A 15876-nucleotide genomic window follows, 5' to 3' on the forward strand; every position below is an offset into this window, starting at 1 on the left:
ATAGGGACAGGTCGCGACCTGTCCGCCATTGGCTTCAACAATAAAACTTATACTTCAGAACCTGCAAAGCCCGATTCCCCGCCTTAGATAAGGAGGGGCCAGGGGTGGTTGGATCCCGTGACGCAAAAGACGCAAAATATTGCGTCTCTACAATCTCAACAATAATTAACAATCAGCCATCACCGCAGCTCCTTTGCCAGCTTAATAGCCTCAAACAGTGCAACAGCATCCTGTGAGCCAACCAGGAGCGGCTTCCGGTTATAGAAGCGCAGCTGCACCCCTTCATTACCAGACATGTTGTAGGCTTTACCCTTAAAGCCCCACCTTATTCCCCATCCACCGTAATCGCCGATTGGGTTGTAGGTTACTTTTTCGAAATCACGAACTAAATGCAGGTGTATAATCACAGGACGCACATGAAAAGGCCAGAATCGTATGTGTATCTCTCCGGGCCTGACTTCTGTGGTTAACTTCATTTGGTAGAAGAACCACGGCATGCCCACTCCCATCAAGGCGAAAAGTATAGCCAGTTGCACATCTGAAACCGGCCTGTTGCCAAATTGCTCACCCAATAACACCTGGTAAATAAACCCCGCCCAGAATATTGCAGCCGCACCAAGTATAATTGCCCATAGCCAGAACTGCTTAAAGCGTTGCTGCTCGCTGTAAAGTATAACCTGATCTGACATTTACTTGACAATGGATATTTTTGACAAAGGACTTATAGATAAAGGACCTAACTTAAAGTACGGAAAGATAAGTTAGCCAACATACATTAAAATAAAAAGACCGCCTGCTAAACTAAATCAGCAGACGGTCTTCTTTCAGAGCAATCTTTTTTCTTTTGTCAAAAGATCCTTTGTCAAATAGTCCTTTGTCAAGTTTACCCTATTGCTTTCTCTAAGTCTTCAATCAAGTCTTCAGCATCTTCTACACCCACGCTCAGCCTGATAAGCGAATCGCTGAGGCCGGCTTTCATACGCTCTTCTTTTGGAATGCTGGCATGTGTCATAGTAGCCGGGTGGCCGCAAAGCGACTCAACACCGCCAAGCGACTCCGCCAAAGCAAACAACTTAAGTTTCTCTAATACTTTAATTGCATCCTCCACCCTATCGCCCTTTAATACAAACGACACCATCCCACCAAAATCGCGCATCTGCTCTTTGGCAACGTTGTGGTTGGCGTGATCCTCAAAGCCTGGCCAATATACTTTTTCTACTTTCGGGTGATTACGCAGGTACTCGGCAATTTTACGTCCGTTCTGGCAATGGCGCTCCATGCGCAGGTGCAGCGTTTTAACACCGCGCAGCACTAGGAAGCAGTCCTGTGGGCCAGGTGTGCCACCACACGCATTCTGAATAAACGCCAGGCGTTCGCGCAGTTCGTCATCTTTTACAATAACGGCACCCATCACTACATCAGAGTGGCCACCCATATACTTGGTAAGTGAGTGCATCACCATATCAGCCCCCAAATCAAGCGGCGTTTGCAGATATGGTGTAGCAAAGGTATTATCGGCTACCAATAGCAGATTATTCTTTTTAGCAATGGCAGCGCATCCTTTAATGTCGATAATGTTCAGCAGCGGATTCGTTGGCGTTTCGACCCAGATCATTCTGGTGTTCTCATTTATAAGCGCCTCAACTTTGCTCAGGTCGGCCATGTTGGTAAAATGGAACTTGATGCCGTAATTCTGGAATATCTTTGTAAAAATGCGGTAGCTGCCGCCGTAAAGGTCACTGGTTGAGATAACCTCGTCACCGGGCTTCAGCATTTTAATGATAGCATCTATAGCAGCCATGCCAGAGGCAAAGCAAAGGCCATGCTTGCCGTTCTCCAGGGCAGCCAGGGCATTCTGCAGCTGCGTACGGGTTGGGTTGTGCGTGCGTGAGTATTCATAGCCTTTGTGATCGCCGGGAGAGCGCTGCACATAGGTTGATGTCTGGTAAATTGGCGTCATGATGGCGCCTGTGGTTGGGTCTGGCTCTACGCCGGCGTGTATTGCTTTTGTTCCGAATTTCATGTTCAAAGTATGTTTTCAGAATGATGGGTATGTTGCAAGTTATAAAAATTAAGACAGAGGGAGGCACTTCTGTTTATACTTTGGCCCTGCCCCGGAAAGAAAGCACTTTTAAAGCCGCAGAAATCTTTTGTCCTTTGTATTTCGTCTAAAGGCAAGTATAAATCAAAAACTATTGCATGAAGTTATTTCCGGTACTGCGCAACCTTATACGCGAAAATGCCTCTACGTTTATATCGATGTTGCTGTTGGTGGTGGTGCCTGTGGTGGTAAGCTCTACGCTGGCTTTTATACTTTACCAGTACCAGGATTTTCTGCGCGAACTAACCTGGCTGGAGATGCTGGTATTCTTTGCAGTGATCTCCGTTACCATGGCCTTTGCCTTAACGCCTACCACCTTTGTGGCCCTGGTGAGCGGTTTTTACCTGGGCTGGAACGGCTTTGCAGGCATTGTGGTATCGTATGGCATTGCAGCTTTAGTTGGCTATGGCCTGGCCCAACTGATAGACCACGGCAAAATGATGAGCTTTTTAAACCGCTTCGAAAAGGCACGAATCCTGATGCAGGAACTGCGCAACCAAAGCTGGAGCCTGATCTTTTTAACGCGCATCTCACCGGTATTGCCCTTTGCCCTGATGAACTTTGTACTGTCGCTGCTACAGGTAAATAAGAAAAAATTTCTGGTGGCAAGTATCATTGGCATGCTTCCGCGCACGCTTTTCTTCTTTTGGATAGGCACACAGGCCAACGACATCATAAATTTATTGCAGGACCCCGACAGCGGCACAGGCGGCCAGCTGCTCATGATCTCGCTGATAGTCATTTCGATAGGTGGTTTATACTTTGTTTTTGACCGTGCCCTGAAGAAAGCGCTGCGGAAAGCGACAGTAAAAAATGACTAAAATTTTAAAAAAGGACTTGCGTATAATCAAAAAACGCCGTTACTTTGCACTCACAATAACGGAATTGGTCACGTAGCTCAACTGGATAGAGCATCTGACTACGAATCAGAAGGTTAGGGGTTCGACTCCCTTCGCGACCACCGGAAAGCCTCTCAGAGAAATCTGAGAGGCTTTTTTTATTGTGCCGAGCAGTTTTGGGTACACTTGAGTCTCAAAAACTTCTCTCCACAAAAAAACCAGGTACCGCCCTATGCAATATAGTTTGGTACCTGGCTTTAGCCTTTTGTTACCTTTTGGGTTTAGGCCACCATGTTTTCAGACGACAATAAATTATCTCTATAGTTTTCCAGTTCTTTCAGTTCATTTTCGGCAACACCATTTTTTAAAAGGTCGGCGCATACTTTGCTCCAGTCGGAAAAAAGCTTCCAGGTTTCGGCTCCTCTGCAGTTGTGCTCTTCTTTAACTGTCATGGGACGGGTATAGAAAGGCTCCAGAATTACGTCTTCTTCCCACATAGGCACATCAATTGTGTAGCGGTGGCTGTTAAGCACTTTAATTATCTCAGCCTTATTTCCATTGCGCGGGGCCAGATAATAATACCGAACACAGGCCTTATTGGTTGAAGGGTGAAGCATAAGGATCAATTTGAACTATGACACAATACTTTGCCGTACCTCCCTATACTTGGTCCGCAAAAAGGTAGTTGTGCTTAAACAGCAGATTCATAGAACATTACTAAAATATATTTATTAAGTATTGTTTAACACAACATGCTACTAATTCTATAGGATACCTTATGCAGTACTCTGATTTTAATTGACCTTTAATTGGGGATTATTTGTTAATTTTGCAGCACATTATTCATTACTTAAAACTTTGAATTTTATGGGAATGTATCCTGAATATATGGTTGCTCCAATCCGCGAAGACTTAACATCGGCTGGTTTTGAGCAATTAATGACATCTGAAGAAGTAGAGCAGGCTTTAAAAACTGAAGGCACTGTTTTGCTGGCTGTAAACTCTGTATGTGGCTGTGCTGCCTCTAAAGCACGCCCTGCACTTAAAATGGCTGTTGCTGCTGGCGATAAAACGCCTACTAAGCTTGTAACAGTATTTGCCGGCATGGAGCAAGATGCAGTTGCCAAGGCACGTGAGCATATGCTTCCTTATCCTCCATCATCACCATCTATTGCTTTGTTTAAAGATGGCGAACTGGTGCACATGATTGAGCGTTACCATATCGAGGGCAACGAACTGCACCGCATCGTGGATAACCTCAAAGGCGCTTTCGAAGCTTATTGCTAGTATAGCCTGAAGTATAAAAAAAGCGGCGGCTGGTATGTTGAATACCAGCCGCCGCTTTTTTTATACTTTATACTTTGTAAGCAGGAAGAAAAAATTACTCTAGTATAATCTCTTGGCCTAACATGTTAACAAAAACGCCTGGTTTCTCCAAGTCTTTTGTCCTTTGTCACACCTTCCTTTGTCCTGATGCGCTTAAGCGTGCATGCCTCTTAAATCGAAGCCTATATCACGGCGGTAATTACGGTCTTGCCATGTAATAGCCTCGGCAGCAGCATTGGCTTTAGCCAGCGCTTCATCCATAGTATCGCCTAGTGCAGTAACGGCAATTACGCGTCCTCCGCTGTTTACCAGTTTGTCGCCTACCGCTTTAGTGCCCGCATGAAACACCAGCACATCCTGCGGCACATTCTCTATACCTGTAATCTCTTTGCCTTTCTCAAACCCCTCCGGGTAACCGCCTGATACCAGGAAAACCGTGGTAGCTGTCCGCGGGTCAATCTCCAGTTTATAGCTTCCCAAAGTATGGTCGTGCAGCGCTTTGAACATCTCAAACAGGTCTGATTTAATGCGCGGAAGTATAGCTTCAGTTTCTGGGTCGCCGAGACGCACGTTGTACTCGATCACATAAGGGTCGCCGTTCACGTTCATCAAACCAATAAAAAGGAAACCTGAGTAGTCCATATTGTCGGCCTGCATGCCTCTCAAAGTTGGCTCAATTACACGCTCCTTAACTTTGGACATAAAAGCATCATCTACAAATGGCACCGGCGATACCGCCCCCATGCCACCTGTGTTTAGCCCTGCGTCGCCTTCGCCTATACGTTTGTAATCCTTTGCCTCCGGTAGCAGCACATACTCTTTGCCATCGGTAAGTATAAACACCGATACTTCTATACCTTGCATGTACTCTTCGATCACTACTTTGCTGCTGGCATTGCCAAAGCGCTTGTTACGCAGCATGGCATCCAGGGCATCAAAAGCTTCCTCGTAATCCTGGGCAATTATAACGCCTTTTCCCGCAGCCAGTCCATCCGCTTTAAGTACTGCAGGGTACGTATGGCCTTTCAGGTATTCGCAGGCTTTGCTAAATGTTTCTTCTGTAAAGGTTTGGTAGCGAGCTGTTGGTATGTTATACCTATCAAAAAAGGCTTTGCAGAAATCTTTGCTTCCTTCCAGCATAGCGCCTGCTTTTTTCGGACCGATAATCAGGATGTGCCGCAGATACTCTTTCTCCTGGAAGTAATCATGAATACCTTCTACCAGCGAGTTCTCCGGCCCCACCACCATCATCATAATGTTAAAGTCACTGGCAAACTTCGCAACTTCCTCAAAATCATGTATGTTGATATCGGCGTTTGTATGAAACTCGGATGTGCCGGCATTACCTGGCGCCACAAATATCTGGTCGCAATACTCGCTTTGGCTAAGCTTCCAGGCAATGGCATGCTCCCTGGCCCCAGATCCGATTATTAGTACGTTCATAGTTAAATTGCTAATAGCTGATTTTTAATTGCTCTACTATGCACTGCGAAGTTATAAATTTATACTTGCCTGTGCAGCACAATCTATAGTTTTATACTTTTAGCCTTATACTTTATCCAAAATAAAAAGGCCGTTGTAATGCTACAACGGCCTCCTGATTTTTAACTTGCCGAACAAAGATCAGCAAATAACCATCAACAGTTTAATTAGCATACTCCGATAAGAACTTGATGCGCATCAGGCGAAGATCTTCCTCTGAGTAATCGTCGGTACCCAGCTCTTTCACGGCTTCGCTGATGTTATCAGTGCTGGCATTCATGAAGTAATCATAAATTTCTTCCTGCCGGTCAGAGTCAAGTATGTTGTTGATGTAGTAGTTCAGGTTTAGCTTGGTGCCCGAGTAACAAATATGCTCGATCTCCTCGATAAGCTCAGGCATTGTCAGGCTTTTGGTGCTGGCAATCTCCTCCAGGTCTACTTTCTTATCAATTTGCTGGATAATGTAGATCTTGATCTTGGATTTGTTGACCGTAGTCTTCACTACCACATCGGCAGCGGTTACAATATCGTTTTCCTCTACATACTTTGTGATCAGATCCAGGAACGGCTTACCAAACTTCTGTACTTTACCCATACCTACTCCGGCAATGTGCGCCAGGTCTTCTTTGGTGGTTGGGTAAACGGTTGCCATCTCTTTCAGCGATGGGTCCTGGAAGAGCACGTAAGGCGGCAGGTTTTTCTCCTTGGCCATTTTCTTACGCAGCGTCTTCAGTAAGTCGAACAGTACTTCGTCGTGTCCGGCGGCAGCCTGGCTTCCCTCCTTCTCCTCGTCATCTTTTACTTCCTGCTCGTAGTTATGGTCTTTTGTAAGCTGTATCTTGTGCGGGTTGTCTATAAAATCAATCCCTTTCTGCGTTAGCTTTACCACGCCAAATTGCTCTATATCCTTTTCCAGGTATTCAGATAAAAGTATCTGGCGCAGCACAGAGCTCCAGAATTGCACATCCTGCTCCTTGCCTTTTCCAAATACATCCAGTTTATCGTGGTCGTAGCTTACTACATATTGGTTACGCAGGCCTGTCAGCACGGCAGTAATGTGGTCTATGCCAAAGCGCTCGCCAATTTGCTGTACAGCCTTAAGTGCCAGCTGCACTTCTTCCTGCGCCTCGAAACGCTCTTTCGGGTGAAGGCAATTATCGCAAAAACCGCAGTCTTTTTCGTAGGCTTCACCAAAGTAGTGCAGCAACTGCTTACGGCGGCACACGGCAGAGTCGGCGTAGGCAGCCATTTCCTGCAGCAGCAGCTTTGAGTTGTCACGCTCTGTTACAGGCTTGTCTTTGTTAAATTTCTCCAGCTTAACAATATCGTCGTAGCTGTAGTACATCACGCAGTTGCCTTCCATGCCATCGCGCCCGGCACGGCCTGTTTCCTGGTAATAGCCTTCAATAGACTTCGGCGTATCGTAATGGATCACAAAACGAACATCCGGCTTATCGATGCCCATACCAAATGCAATGGTGGCTACAATCACGTCGGCATCCTCATTCAGGAATGCATCCTGGTTGGCCATGCGTATGCTGCTGTCAAGTCCTGCATGGTATGGCAGTGCTTTTACGTCGTTTACACGCAGTAACTCGGCAATTTCTTCTACTTTTTTGCGGCTCAGGCAGTATACAATACCACTCTTGCCCTTATTCTTTTTTACATACTGGATAAGCTGCTTTTTAGTATTGTGCTTTGGCCTAACCTCATAGTATAAGTTGGTGCGGTTAAACGAAGACTTAAACACTGAAGCCTCGTCCATTTGCAAGTTACGCTGAATATCAAGCTGTACTTTTGGGGTTGCCGTAGCAGTAAGCGCAATAATAGGCAGGTTACCTATCTGATCTATAATACCACGGATACGGCGGTACTCCGGACGGAAGTCGTGCCCCCACTCCGAAATACAGTGTGCTTCGTCTATGGCTACAAAAGAGATGTTGGAACTGCGGAGGAACTCTACTGTCTCTTCTTTGGTAAGCGACTCAGGGGCCACATACAAGAGCTTAACCTCACCGGCCAGTGTCTCTTTCTTAACTTTGTTTATTTCTGCTTTGGATAAAGTAGAATTCAGAAAATGAGCATTAACGCCAAAAGCATTAAGCTGATCAACCTGGTTTTTCATCAGGGCAATCAGCGGCGAAATAACGATCGCTGTCCCCGGTAAGGAAAGGGCAGGTAGTTGGTAACACAACGACTTGCCGGCGCCTGTAGGCATAATCACAAAGGTGTTCTTCCCGTTGATAATGTTATTTATTATCAACTCTTGATTTCCTCTAAATTGATTATACCCAAAAACTTCCTTTAATTTGTTCTTGAGATTTACCTCTTGTTGTACTGACATGTAATCTTGCAAAAAATTATTCAATTGCATGTACCTTTTTTGGGGTACCTTAATACAAATTTACTTTGAATCTTGTTAATAATATAGCCCTTACGGCAAAAAAAGTCTTGCATGCAGAAGCCGATGCAATCGCCAGATTAGCCGATTTTATCGACGAAAGTTTTGAAAACTGCGTCGAAGCCATACTTCAGTCCAGGGGCCGCGTAGTGGTAACAGGCATAGGCAAAAGCGCCAACATTGCCACTAAAATCGTTGCTACACTTAACTCTACGGGAACTCCCGCGCTTTTTATGCATGCCGCTGACGCCATTCACGGTGACCTGGGTATGATACAGCCGGATGATTTTGTGATCTGTATCTCTAAGAGCGGCAACACGCCTGAGATAAAGGTACTAGTTCCGTTGCTTAAACGCAAAGGGTCTAAGCTGGCAGCCATGGTATCAAGTATAGATTCTTACCTGGCCCAGAGCGCTGATTATGTGCTGAATGCCAATGTTGAGCGCGAAGCATGCCCACATAACCTGGCTCCCACCACCAGTACAACCGCAGCCTTAGCCTTAGGTGACGCGCTAGCGGTTAGCCTGCTGGAAGCCCGCGGCTTTAGCAGCGCCGACTTTGCGCACCTGCATCCGGGAGGCTCGCTCGGCAAACGCCTGTACCTGATGGTGGGCGATATTTACGGATATAACCAGGCACCCAACGTTAATGAAAACGCCTCGTTAAAGGAAATTATTATTGAGATCTCATCTAAGCGATTAGGCGCAACGGCTGTTGTTAAAGATGGCACAAAAGAACTTATTGGTATTATTACAGATGGTGATTTGCGCCGGATGCTAAACAAGTATGAATCTACGGAAGGTATCAAAGCCAGCGACATTATGACACCTATGCCTTTAACCATAGAGCCGGATCAGTATGCAGCCGAGGCACTGGCTATTATGCAGGAAAAAAGTATAACACAGTTAATTGTAACCAAATCTGGTATCTTTGAAGGGTTCGTGCACCTGCACGATCTTCTGAAAGAAGGACTTGTATAAGAATAATGGATAAGAACACATACGTGGTGATAATGGCCGGCGGCATCGGAAGCCGTTTCTGGCCGTTCAGCCGTACCAACTACCCAAAGCAGTTTCATGATGTGCTGGGTATAGGCGAAAGCATGCTGCAAATGACAGCAAAACGTTTCCAGGATATCTGCCCGCCTGAAAACGTATACGTGGTAACCAACAAAGACTACAAGGACCTGGTAAAGCAACAGCTGCCTCAGCTAAGCGATAACCAGATTCTTCTGGAGCCAATCGGACGCAACACAGCCCCTTGTATTGCTTATGCCTCCTATAAAATTGCACAGATCAATCCTAATGCTAACCTTGTGGTAACACCAGCTGACCATGTGGTACTAAAGCAAGAGGTATTTACCAGTGTAATTAAGGAGGCTGTAGCAGCCGCCGACAAAGACGACGTACTGATAACCCTGGGCATTACACCAAGCAGACCTGATACTGGTTACGGCTATATTCAGTACATCAGCGACGATACCCAAAGTATAAAAAAGGTTAAAACCTTTACTGAAAAGCCAAACCTTGAGCTTGCCGAGATGTTCCTTAACAGCGGCGATTTTGTGTGGAACTCGGGTATTTTTATCTGGAACGTAAAAAGTATTCTAAGCGCCTTCAAGCAACAGTTACCAGAGATCACAGAGATTTTTGAGGAAGGTGCAAGTATTCTTAATACACCTGAAGAGCAGAACTTTATTACCAGGGCCTACTCGCAATGCCGCAACGTATCTATCGACTATGGCATTATGGAGAAGGTAGACAATGTGTTTGTACTACTGGCAGATATCGGCTGGTCTGACTTAGGCACCTGGAACTCGCTTTACACGATCAACGACAAAGACAGCAACGGTAACGTAGTTGATGGCGATGTGCTGCTTTATGATACTAAAGACTGTATCATCAAAACTCCCAAAGAGCGTTTGGTTGTGCTCCAGGGACTGGACGATTATATTGTAGCCGAGTATGATAATGTGCTCATGATCTGCAAAAAATCTGAAGAACAGAAAGTGAAAGAATTCATGGCTGATGCCAAGTCTAAAAAAGGTGTCGACTTTATTTAGACACATCAAAGTATAGCTACAAAAATCCCGGAAGTATAAAGTATACTTCCGGGATTTTTGCTTTTACTAATGTGACTGGTTGTTGGTTATTCATTATTGGTGATTGTAGAGACGCCATATTTTGCGTCTTGTTGCCATAGTAACAGACCTTTCCTGGCGCAAGTCTTTAGCGCAGCGGTGACTTGTGACTTTGCATAATTGGAAGTCTTCAGACTTCCGTGAGCCATACTTTTATACTTGTAGTTAACTTCATTGCGAACTTTGAAATCCGCTGCCTTGTAGCAAACAAGACGCAAAATATGGCGTCTCTACATTTCGAAAAACGAACAACAAATAACCAACAACGAACAACGGTATTGCGGCTCTACATTCAGCTTCTTAAAAAAGCAAAAGGCGCAGCTGCTAACGTATAGCGGCTGCGCCTTTTGCTGTATTGTCAAGTATAAACTTATCTTGGTTCCAGGCTTCCAAGGCTGGAGTATCCGCTTTCGCGCAGGCGCTGGCTCATGGCTTCGTAAAGTATAATGCCTGTTGCCACCGACACGTTCAGAGAACCAATCTGGCCCATCAGCGGAATACGCAGGCGCACATCGGCACGCTTCAGGTACTCTGGCGAAATACCATCTTCCTCGCTACCCATGATAATAGCCGTAGGCCCTGAGAAGTCAACAGCAAAATCGGTGATCATGTGTTCTGTTTTCTCAGTACAGGCCACGATCTGTATGCCGTAGTCTTTCAGGTAATCAATGGTATCTTTCAGGTTCGGCTCACGGCAAACAGGCACCAGATTTAAAGCGCCGGCAGATGTTTTCATGGCATCGGCATTTACCTGAGCACCACCCCTGCTTGGAATGATGATCGCATCAACGCCCATACATTCAGCATTACGGGCAATAGAACCAAAGTTACGCACATCGGTTACCCTGTCAAGTATAAGCAGCAGTGGGGTTTTACCTTTCTCGAATAAAGACGTCACGATCTCATCAAGTGGCAGGTAAGTTATCGGTGATATAAGAGCAACTGCTCCCTGGTGGTTTTTGCGGGTTAGCTTATTTAGTTTTTCGAGAGGCACAGATGCTACCGGCACGTCAAACTTTTTGGCCTCGGCCATAATCTCGTCTGTGGTCGGGTTTTTTGTACCGCGCAGCAGGAAAATCTTCTCCAGTGTTTTCCCGGCCAGCATTGCCTCCAAAATAGGGCGCGACCCGAAAATCATCTCTAGTTTATCTTCCTTTGGTGTTCTGGGGCCTCCATAGCGGTTGCCTACATGTTGTCTGTTATTCCTGCTCTCCATTTTGCTACTGTGCTGTACCAACTCTCCTCGTACTCGCGGCGCCGTACCAGCTCATAATGATTTTCGGTAAAGTTATCCCCTTTTTTATTAAAAACGAACTTAATATAAGGACTCGCCTCTGCCTCGCGGTAAATCCATGTTTCAGTGTTGCCAGTCTGGCTCACGGTGCTGGGCCTTCCGAATATAATATAGATCATACCCCTGTCTGAAGCCCAGCCTGGTTTATGGCAGGTAAAAAGTTTATTGGCTCTCTCTACCCGGCTATAGTATGCTCGGATTAGTTCTCTGGCTGTTGCCCTGTCGCCACCAACTTTAAGCCAGAAGTTATCTACAGCCTCCTTCGTATCCGGTGCCCTGAAAAGTGCTTCCCGCTCTGCTGAGGTTGTAATATAAGTAAGTGGTTGGAGCAGTTCCTGCGCCATAGAGATTTGCGGGTATGCCCACTTTTGCACAAGTATACTTTTGGCAAAAGCAGAGGAAGGCTCAAACACATACAGGCCCTCTTTGTCAAAACTCATGGTATCGCGATAGGCATACGATAACGTATCTACCACATTCATTACCAGATCAGGCTCTTGGCGTAAAGACATGGGTGGCAGCGCCGGTAAAACTTCTGTTTTATATGTATATACTGTTATAGGCAGGCTGCTGCTACCATACTGCCGTGCAAACACTTTCTCAGAGGTATTAATGTACTCTTCAAAAATTGGCTTATCGTTACTGGTTTTTACCAGCAGGTAACTTTTATCAAGCATCTGGGCTTTAAGTGGTATTCTAAATCGAACTGCCATACGCTCCTGCCCAACCAAGGCCTGCCATAATCTTACATGAAGTATGTTTGGCTCTTTTATTAATTCTCCGGGCAACACAAAGGAAATGTGCAGTTGGCCTTCCACATCTGTAATTTTTCGGGGAGGTTTAACCAAAGAGTCCGCGGCCAGTACTTTGTCACGGTCAGATAATCCGGTTTTTACAAAATACTCGACTGCTGTTACAGATTGCAACACATCCATCACTTCCTGTTGGTCCTCAAATTTCAGGAACACGTGCAGGCTGTCGTTCTCTTCGTAAAAATTATACTTGATGGCTATTTCGGGGGCAACAGGCCTCACTACAACCGGTTGCAAACGGTTTACCTGGGGTGTACCACAGGCATACAGTATTAAAAGCAAAAGCAGCGAAGTAAGATTTAAAAGGATGCGCGTCATTTACAGCAGTTTTTCTTTTTAAGCCCAAACAAGAAAGCCGGGTTACTTTAGTTAAGTAACCCGGCTTTCTTTACTGCTTCTGACAGTATTTTGTTTAACGACGCATACGCTGCAAGTACTGCATAAACTGTTGCTGTAGTTGCTGTGCACGGTCATCCATGCCCAATTCCTCAGCAATGCCTACCAGTTGCTGCAAAATGATCATATTTGTCTGAATCTCCATGTCAAACAATGCACCTTTGGTAAAGTAGTAATCCAATGCTTTTGTAGACTTCTGTACCATCGAGTCCATTATCTCTTTTGCTTTCTGCTCTTCCCCGATAGCATGGTACAACGGAATAAACTGCGGTGTGTAGTAATCGTATGGCACCGATTTCTCAGGCATTACTTCAAAGCAGTAATCCATGATCTCTTTCGCACGGGCATCGTCTCCAGCTTCCAAATAGGCAGCCGCCAGCTTCCCAAACTTATCACGGGCATTGGCTGAGAAGCGGTAATAGTTTTCGTCGTAGAAGATATCTTCCCTGCTGAAGTTACGGAACTGGAATTTCTTCATCATGTTCTCGTACATTACCTCTTTGTTCACATAGCCCTGCGAGCCTTCGCCTGTTGTTCTAACAGGTATTACACGGTTAGCAAGACCCTCTAACTGGAAGTACTCAGACAAACCAATAAAGTCTGCACTGTTTACAGTAGTAGAGAAGTATATCGGGCGTTCCCAGTTGTTAGTAGCCAGCAGGTCCAGAATGATCAGGTGTTTCTTCTCAAGTACAGACTTGTTGATTGTCCACTGCATACGGTCCACTATTTCCGCTTTTTTCTCATCTGGCACAATATCCATAGCCTTAACCTTGGCTTTGTCTACAGATAAGGAGAAGTTTTTGGTTGGGAAGGTTAGCAGCGTAGTGCCGGCGCCATACTGTACTTGCAGGGCCGGGTGATTTTGCTTAACCAGATCGATGTACTGTTTTAGATCTATACCTGCAGCAACCTGAGATCGCTCCACATAAGGCAGGTAATCGTTTGTGCCCTGTCTGTAATTCTCATTCTCCAGCGTAAGTGGCCACGGCTCCGATTTGTAAGCGCGGCGTTTCATCTGATCAATATACCAGTCGGTGTTCAAGTAGCTTAAAACGGCCACGCGTACATCTGTTCTGTATCCTTCCACTTCCTGTACATACCATAACGGGAACGTATCGTTATCGCCGTTTGTAAAAAGTATGGCATTAGGGGCACAGGAATCGAGCAGGTTCTTGGCAGAATCCACAGACTGATAGCGATCAGAGCGGTCATGGTCGTCCCAGCCTTCTGCAGCCATTACGCCTGGCACCAGTAAACCTATAACTGTAGCTATTCCGGCGGCGGCCTGGTTATTTTTTACGCCTTTGCGCACCAGCTCTGCCAGCCCCATTACACCCAAGCCTATCCAGATACTGAATGCATAGAACGAGCCTGCAAAAGTATAGTCACGCTCACGCGGCTCTACTGGTGGCTGGTTTAAGTATAAAGCAATAGCAATACCGGTAAAGAAGAACAGCAATCCAATTACAAACGCGTTACGCTCATCTTTGCGTACCTGGTAAATAAGGCCAAGTATACCGATCAACAATGGTAGCAGGTAAAAGCAATTACGGGCTTCGCTTTCGAGTACGCGCTCCGGGGCGTTCGGGTCTGCTTTGCCAAACCACAGTACCCCGGCATTTTGCACATCACTCTCGCGGCCTGCAAAGTTCCACAGGAAATAACGCCAGTACATATGCCCTAACTGGTAATTAAACAGGAAGCTGAGGTTTTGCCCAAATGTAGGTGCTTGTCCTTCGCGCAGATCAACCCATTTCCTGTATTCATCCAGGTGCTGTGGGTTATCGCTGTAGATACGTGGCAGCAATGTTTTGTCTTTGCTGTCGTAAATAGGCTCTACACCGCCTTTGGTTTCAATATATTTATCCTTGCCTTTTACATAGCGTGGTCCTTTTTCCTTTTGGTCTACAGGCTGTGCGTTGTACTGTGGTCCGTAAAGCAAAGGTCTGTCTCCGTACTGCTCACGTTTTAAGTATGATACAAATGTCAGGATATCGTCCGGGTCGTTCTCATCAATAGTTGGGTTGTAAGATGATCGGATAGGGATGATCATGTAAGAAGAATAGCCTATCAATACAAACACAAAGCAAAGCAGCGCAGTATTTAGTATGCGGTTATTGTGCTTGATTGAGTAGCGTAAACCGATCACAATAGCAGTGATAAGCAAAATAAGGAATACAATCAGGCCTGAGCTAAATGGCAATCCAAGACTATTTACAAAGAAAACCTCAAACCAGCCTGCCACAGACGGCAACCCTGGAATAACTCCCCAAAGTATAGCCACTACAATAACAGCGCTGATCGCAAATGCAACAACACCACCTATAAGGGTTGGCTTGTACAACCTGAAGTAATAAATAAATGCCAGGGCAGGTATTGTTACCAGGTTAAGAAGGTGCGCACCTATCGATAAACCAACCAGGTAAGCAATCAGAACAAGCCATTTATCAGAGTGTGCCTCCCCTACTTTTGCCTCCCAGCGCAATATTGCCCAGAAAACTATAGCCGTAAAGAAAGACGACATGGCGTATACTTCGGCCTCTACCGCCGAGAACCAGGCCGAGTCGGAGAAAGTATAAGCCAGGGCACCTACCGCACCGCTACCCATAATCAGCAGCACATTGCCACGTGTAGGCTCTGCTCCCTCTTTTACCATTAGCTTGCGGGCAAGTATGGTGATGGTCCAGAACAGGAACAACACCGTGAAAGAACTACAAAGCGCTGAAAGCAGGTTTACCCACCAGGCAACCTGGGTGACATCGCTGGCAAACATAGAGAACATGCGCCCTACCAGCAGGTAGAACGGGGCTCCCGGAGGATGTGGAACCAGCAGTTTATACGAACAGGCAATAAACTCTCCTGCATCCCAGAAGCTGGCTGTAGGCTCCAGCGTTAGCACATATACAGTGGTCGCTATAAGAAACACGACCCACCCCACGAGGTTATTTATCTTACGATAATCCGTCATAGCTTTTTTGATTGAGCCCCGAAAATAATAAATAAAACGAAGGGACTATGCAATTTTAAGGGTTAGTAATAAAAAAAGCCGGCCTGCTGGCCGGCTTTTTTTATTAAGGGAAGC

12 protein-coding genes and 1 tRNA gene are annotated in these 15876 nt (G+C 45.8%); 5 read left to right on the top strand and 8 right to left on the bottom strand.

Translation table 11 applies throughout. From position 1 onward, the window contains the following. Positions 1-179: 179 nt before the first annotated feature. Positions 180-689 (bottom strand): DUF6141 family protein, encoded by a 510-nt coding sequence (locus tag K0O23_RS00750; RefSeq protein ID WP_219875469.1) that lies wholly within the window; start codon positions 687-689, stop codon positions 180-182. A 194-nt stretch (positions 690-883) separates the two neighbouring features. Further along, positions 884-2023: a cystathionine gamma-synthase gene (locus K0O23_RS00755; RefSeq protein WP_219875470.1), complete on the bottom strand. Its 1140-nt coding sequence runs from the start codon at positions 2021-2023 to the stop codon at positions 884-886. A gap of 176 nt (positions 2024-2199) precedes the next feature. Here K0O23_RS00755 and K0O23_RS00760 point away from each other — a divergent pair, with 176 nt between their 5' ends. Beyond that, the gene (locus K0O23_RS00760) at positions 2200-2922 is read left to right on the top strand and encodes a TVP38/TMEM64 family protein (RefSeq protein WP_219875471.1); all 723 of its coding nucleotides are present in this window, start codon (positions 2200-2202) and stop codon (positions 2920-2922) included. Between the two features lie 66 nt (positions 2923-2988). Further along, positions 2989-3062, top strand: a tRNA-Arg gene (locus tag K0O23_RS00765). A 159-nt stretch (positions 3063-3221) separates the two neighbouring features. Here K0O23_RS00765 and K0O23_RS00770 read toward each other — a convergent pair. Next, positions 3222-3557 (bottom strand): hypothetical protein, encoded by a 336-nt coding sequence (locus tag K0O23_RS00770; RefSeq protein ID WP_219875472.1) that lies wholly within the window; start codon positions 3555-3557, stop codon positions 3222-3224. A 256-nt stretch (positions 3558-3813) separates the two neighbouring features. Between K0O23_RS00770 and K0O23_RS00775 the strand changes: the two genes are divergently transcribed. Continuing rightward, positions 3814-4227: a BrxA/BrxB family bacilliredoxin gene (locus K0O23_RS00775; RefSeq protein ID WP_317195622.1), complete on the top strand. Its 414-nt coding sequence runs from the start codon at positions 3814-3816 to the stop codon at positions 4225-4227. 192 nt (positions 4228-4419) lie between these two features. Here K0O23_RS00775 and purD read toward each other — a convergent pair whose 3' ends face one another. Beyond that, the gene (gene purD / locus K0O23_RS00780; protein ID WP_219875474.1) at positions 4420-5709 is read right to left on the bottom strand and encodes a phosphoribosylamine--glycine ligase; all 1290 of its coding nucleotides are present in this window, start codon (positions 5707-5709) and stop codon (positions 4420-4422) included. A gap of 202 nt (positions 5710-5911) precedes the next feature. Further along, positions 5912-8092, bottom strand: a complete 2181-nt coding sequence (recQ, locus tag K0O23_RS00785; RefSeq protein ID WP_219875475.1) for a DNA helicase RecQ — start codon at positions 8090-8092, stop codon at positions 5912-5914. A gap of 65 nt (positions 8093-8157) precedes the next feature. Between recQ and K0O23_RS00790 the strand changes: the two genes are divergently transcribed. Both K0O23_RS00790 and K0O23_RS00795 read left to right on the top strand, forming a co-directional pair. Then, entirely contained in the window at positions 8158-9129 is a 972-nt protein-coding gene (locus K0O23_RS00790) for a KpsF/GutQ family sugar-phosphate isomerase (RefSeq protein ID WP_219875476.1), read from the top strand. Between the two features lie 5 nt (positions 9130-9134). After that, positions 9135-10211: a mannose-1-phosphate guanylyltransferase gene (locus tag K0O23_RS00795; protein ID WP_219875477.1), complete on the top strand. Its 1077-nt coding sequence runs from the start codon at positions 9135-9137 to the stop codon at positions 10209-10211. Between the two features lie 448 nt (positions 10212-10659). Here the strand turns inward: K0O23_RS00795 and rlmB are convergent, their stop codons facing one another. The 3 genes from rlmB to K0O23_RS00810 form a co-directional block, all read right to left on the bottom strand. Further along, a complete protein-coding gene (rlmB, locus tag K0O23_RS00800; RefSeq protein WP_219875478.1) occupies positions 10660-11505 on the bottom strand; it encodes a 23S rRNA (guanosine(2251)-2'-O)-methyltransferase RlmB in 846 nt (281 codons plus the stop codon). Then, complete coding sequence (locus K0O23_RS00805; protein ID WP_246596855.1) at positions 11475-12713, bottom strand: GWxTD domain-containing protein; 1239 nt, start codon at positions 12711-12713, stop codon at positions 11475-11477. The genes rlmB and K0O23_RS00805 overlap by 31 nt, the downstream gene beginning before the upstream one ends. A 94-nt stretch (positions 12714-12807) precedes the next feature. Next, positions 12808-15762: a glycosyltransferase family 117 protein gene (locus K0O23_RS00810; protein ID WP_219875479.1), complete on the bottom strand. Its 2955-nt coding sequence runs from the start codon at positions 15760-15762 to the stop codon at positions 12808-12810. Positions 15763-15876 lie beyond the last annotated feature (114 nt).

The sequence above is a fragment of the Pontibacter aydingkolensis genome (assembly GCF_019443125.1).
GTDB classification, from domain to species: domain Bacteria; phylum Bacteroidota; class Bacteroidia; order Cytophagales; family Hymenobacteraceae; genus Pontibacter; species Pontibacter aydingkolensis.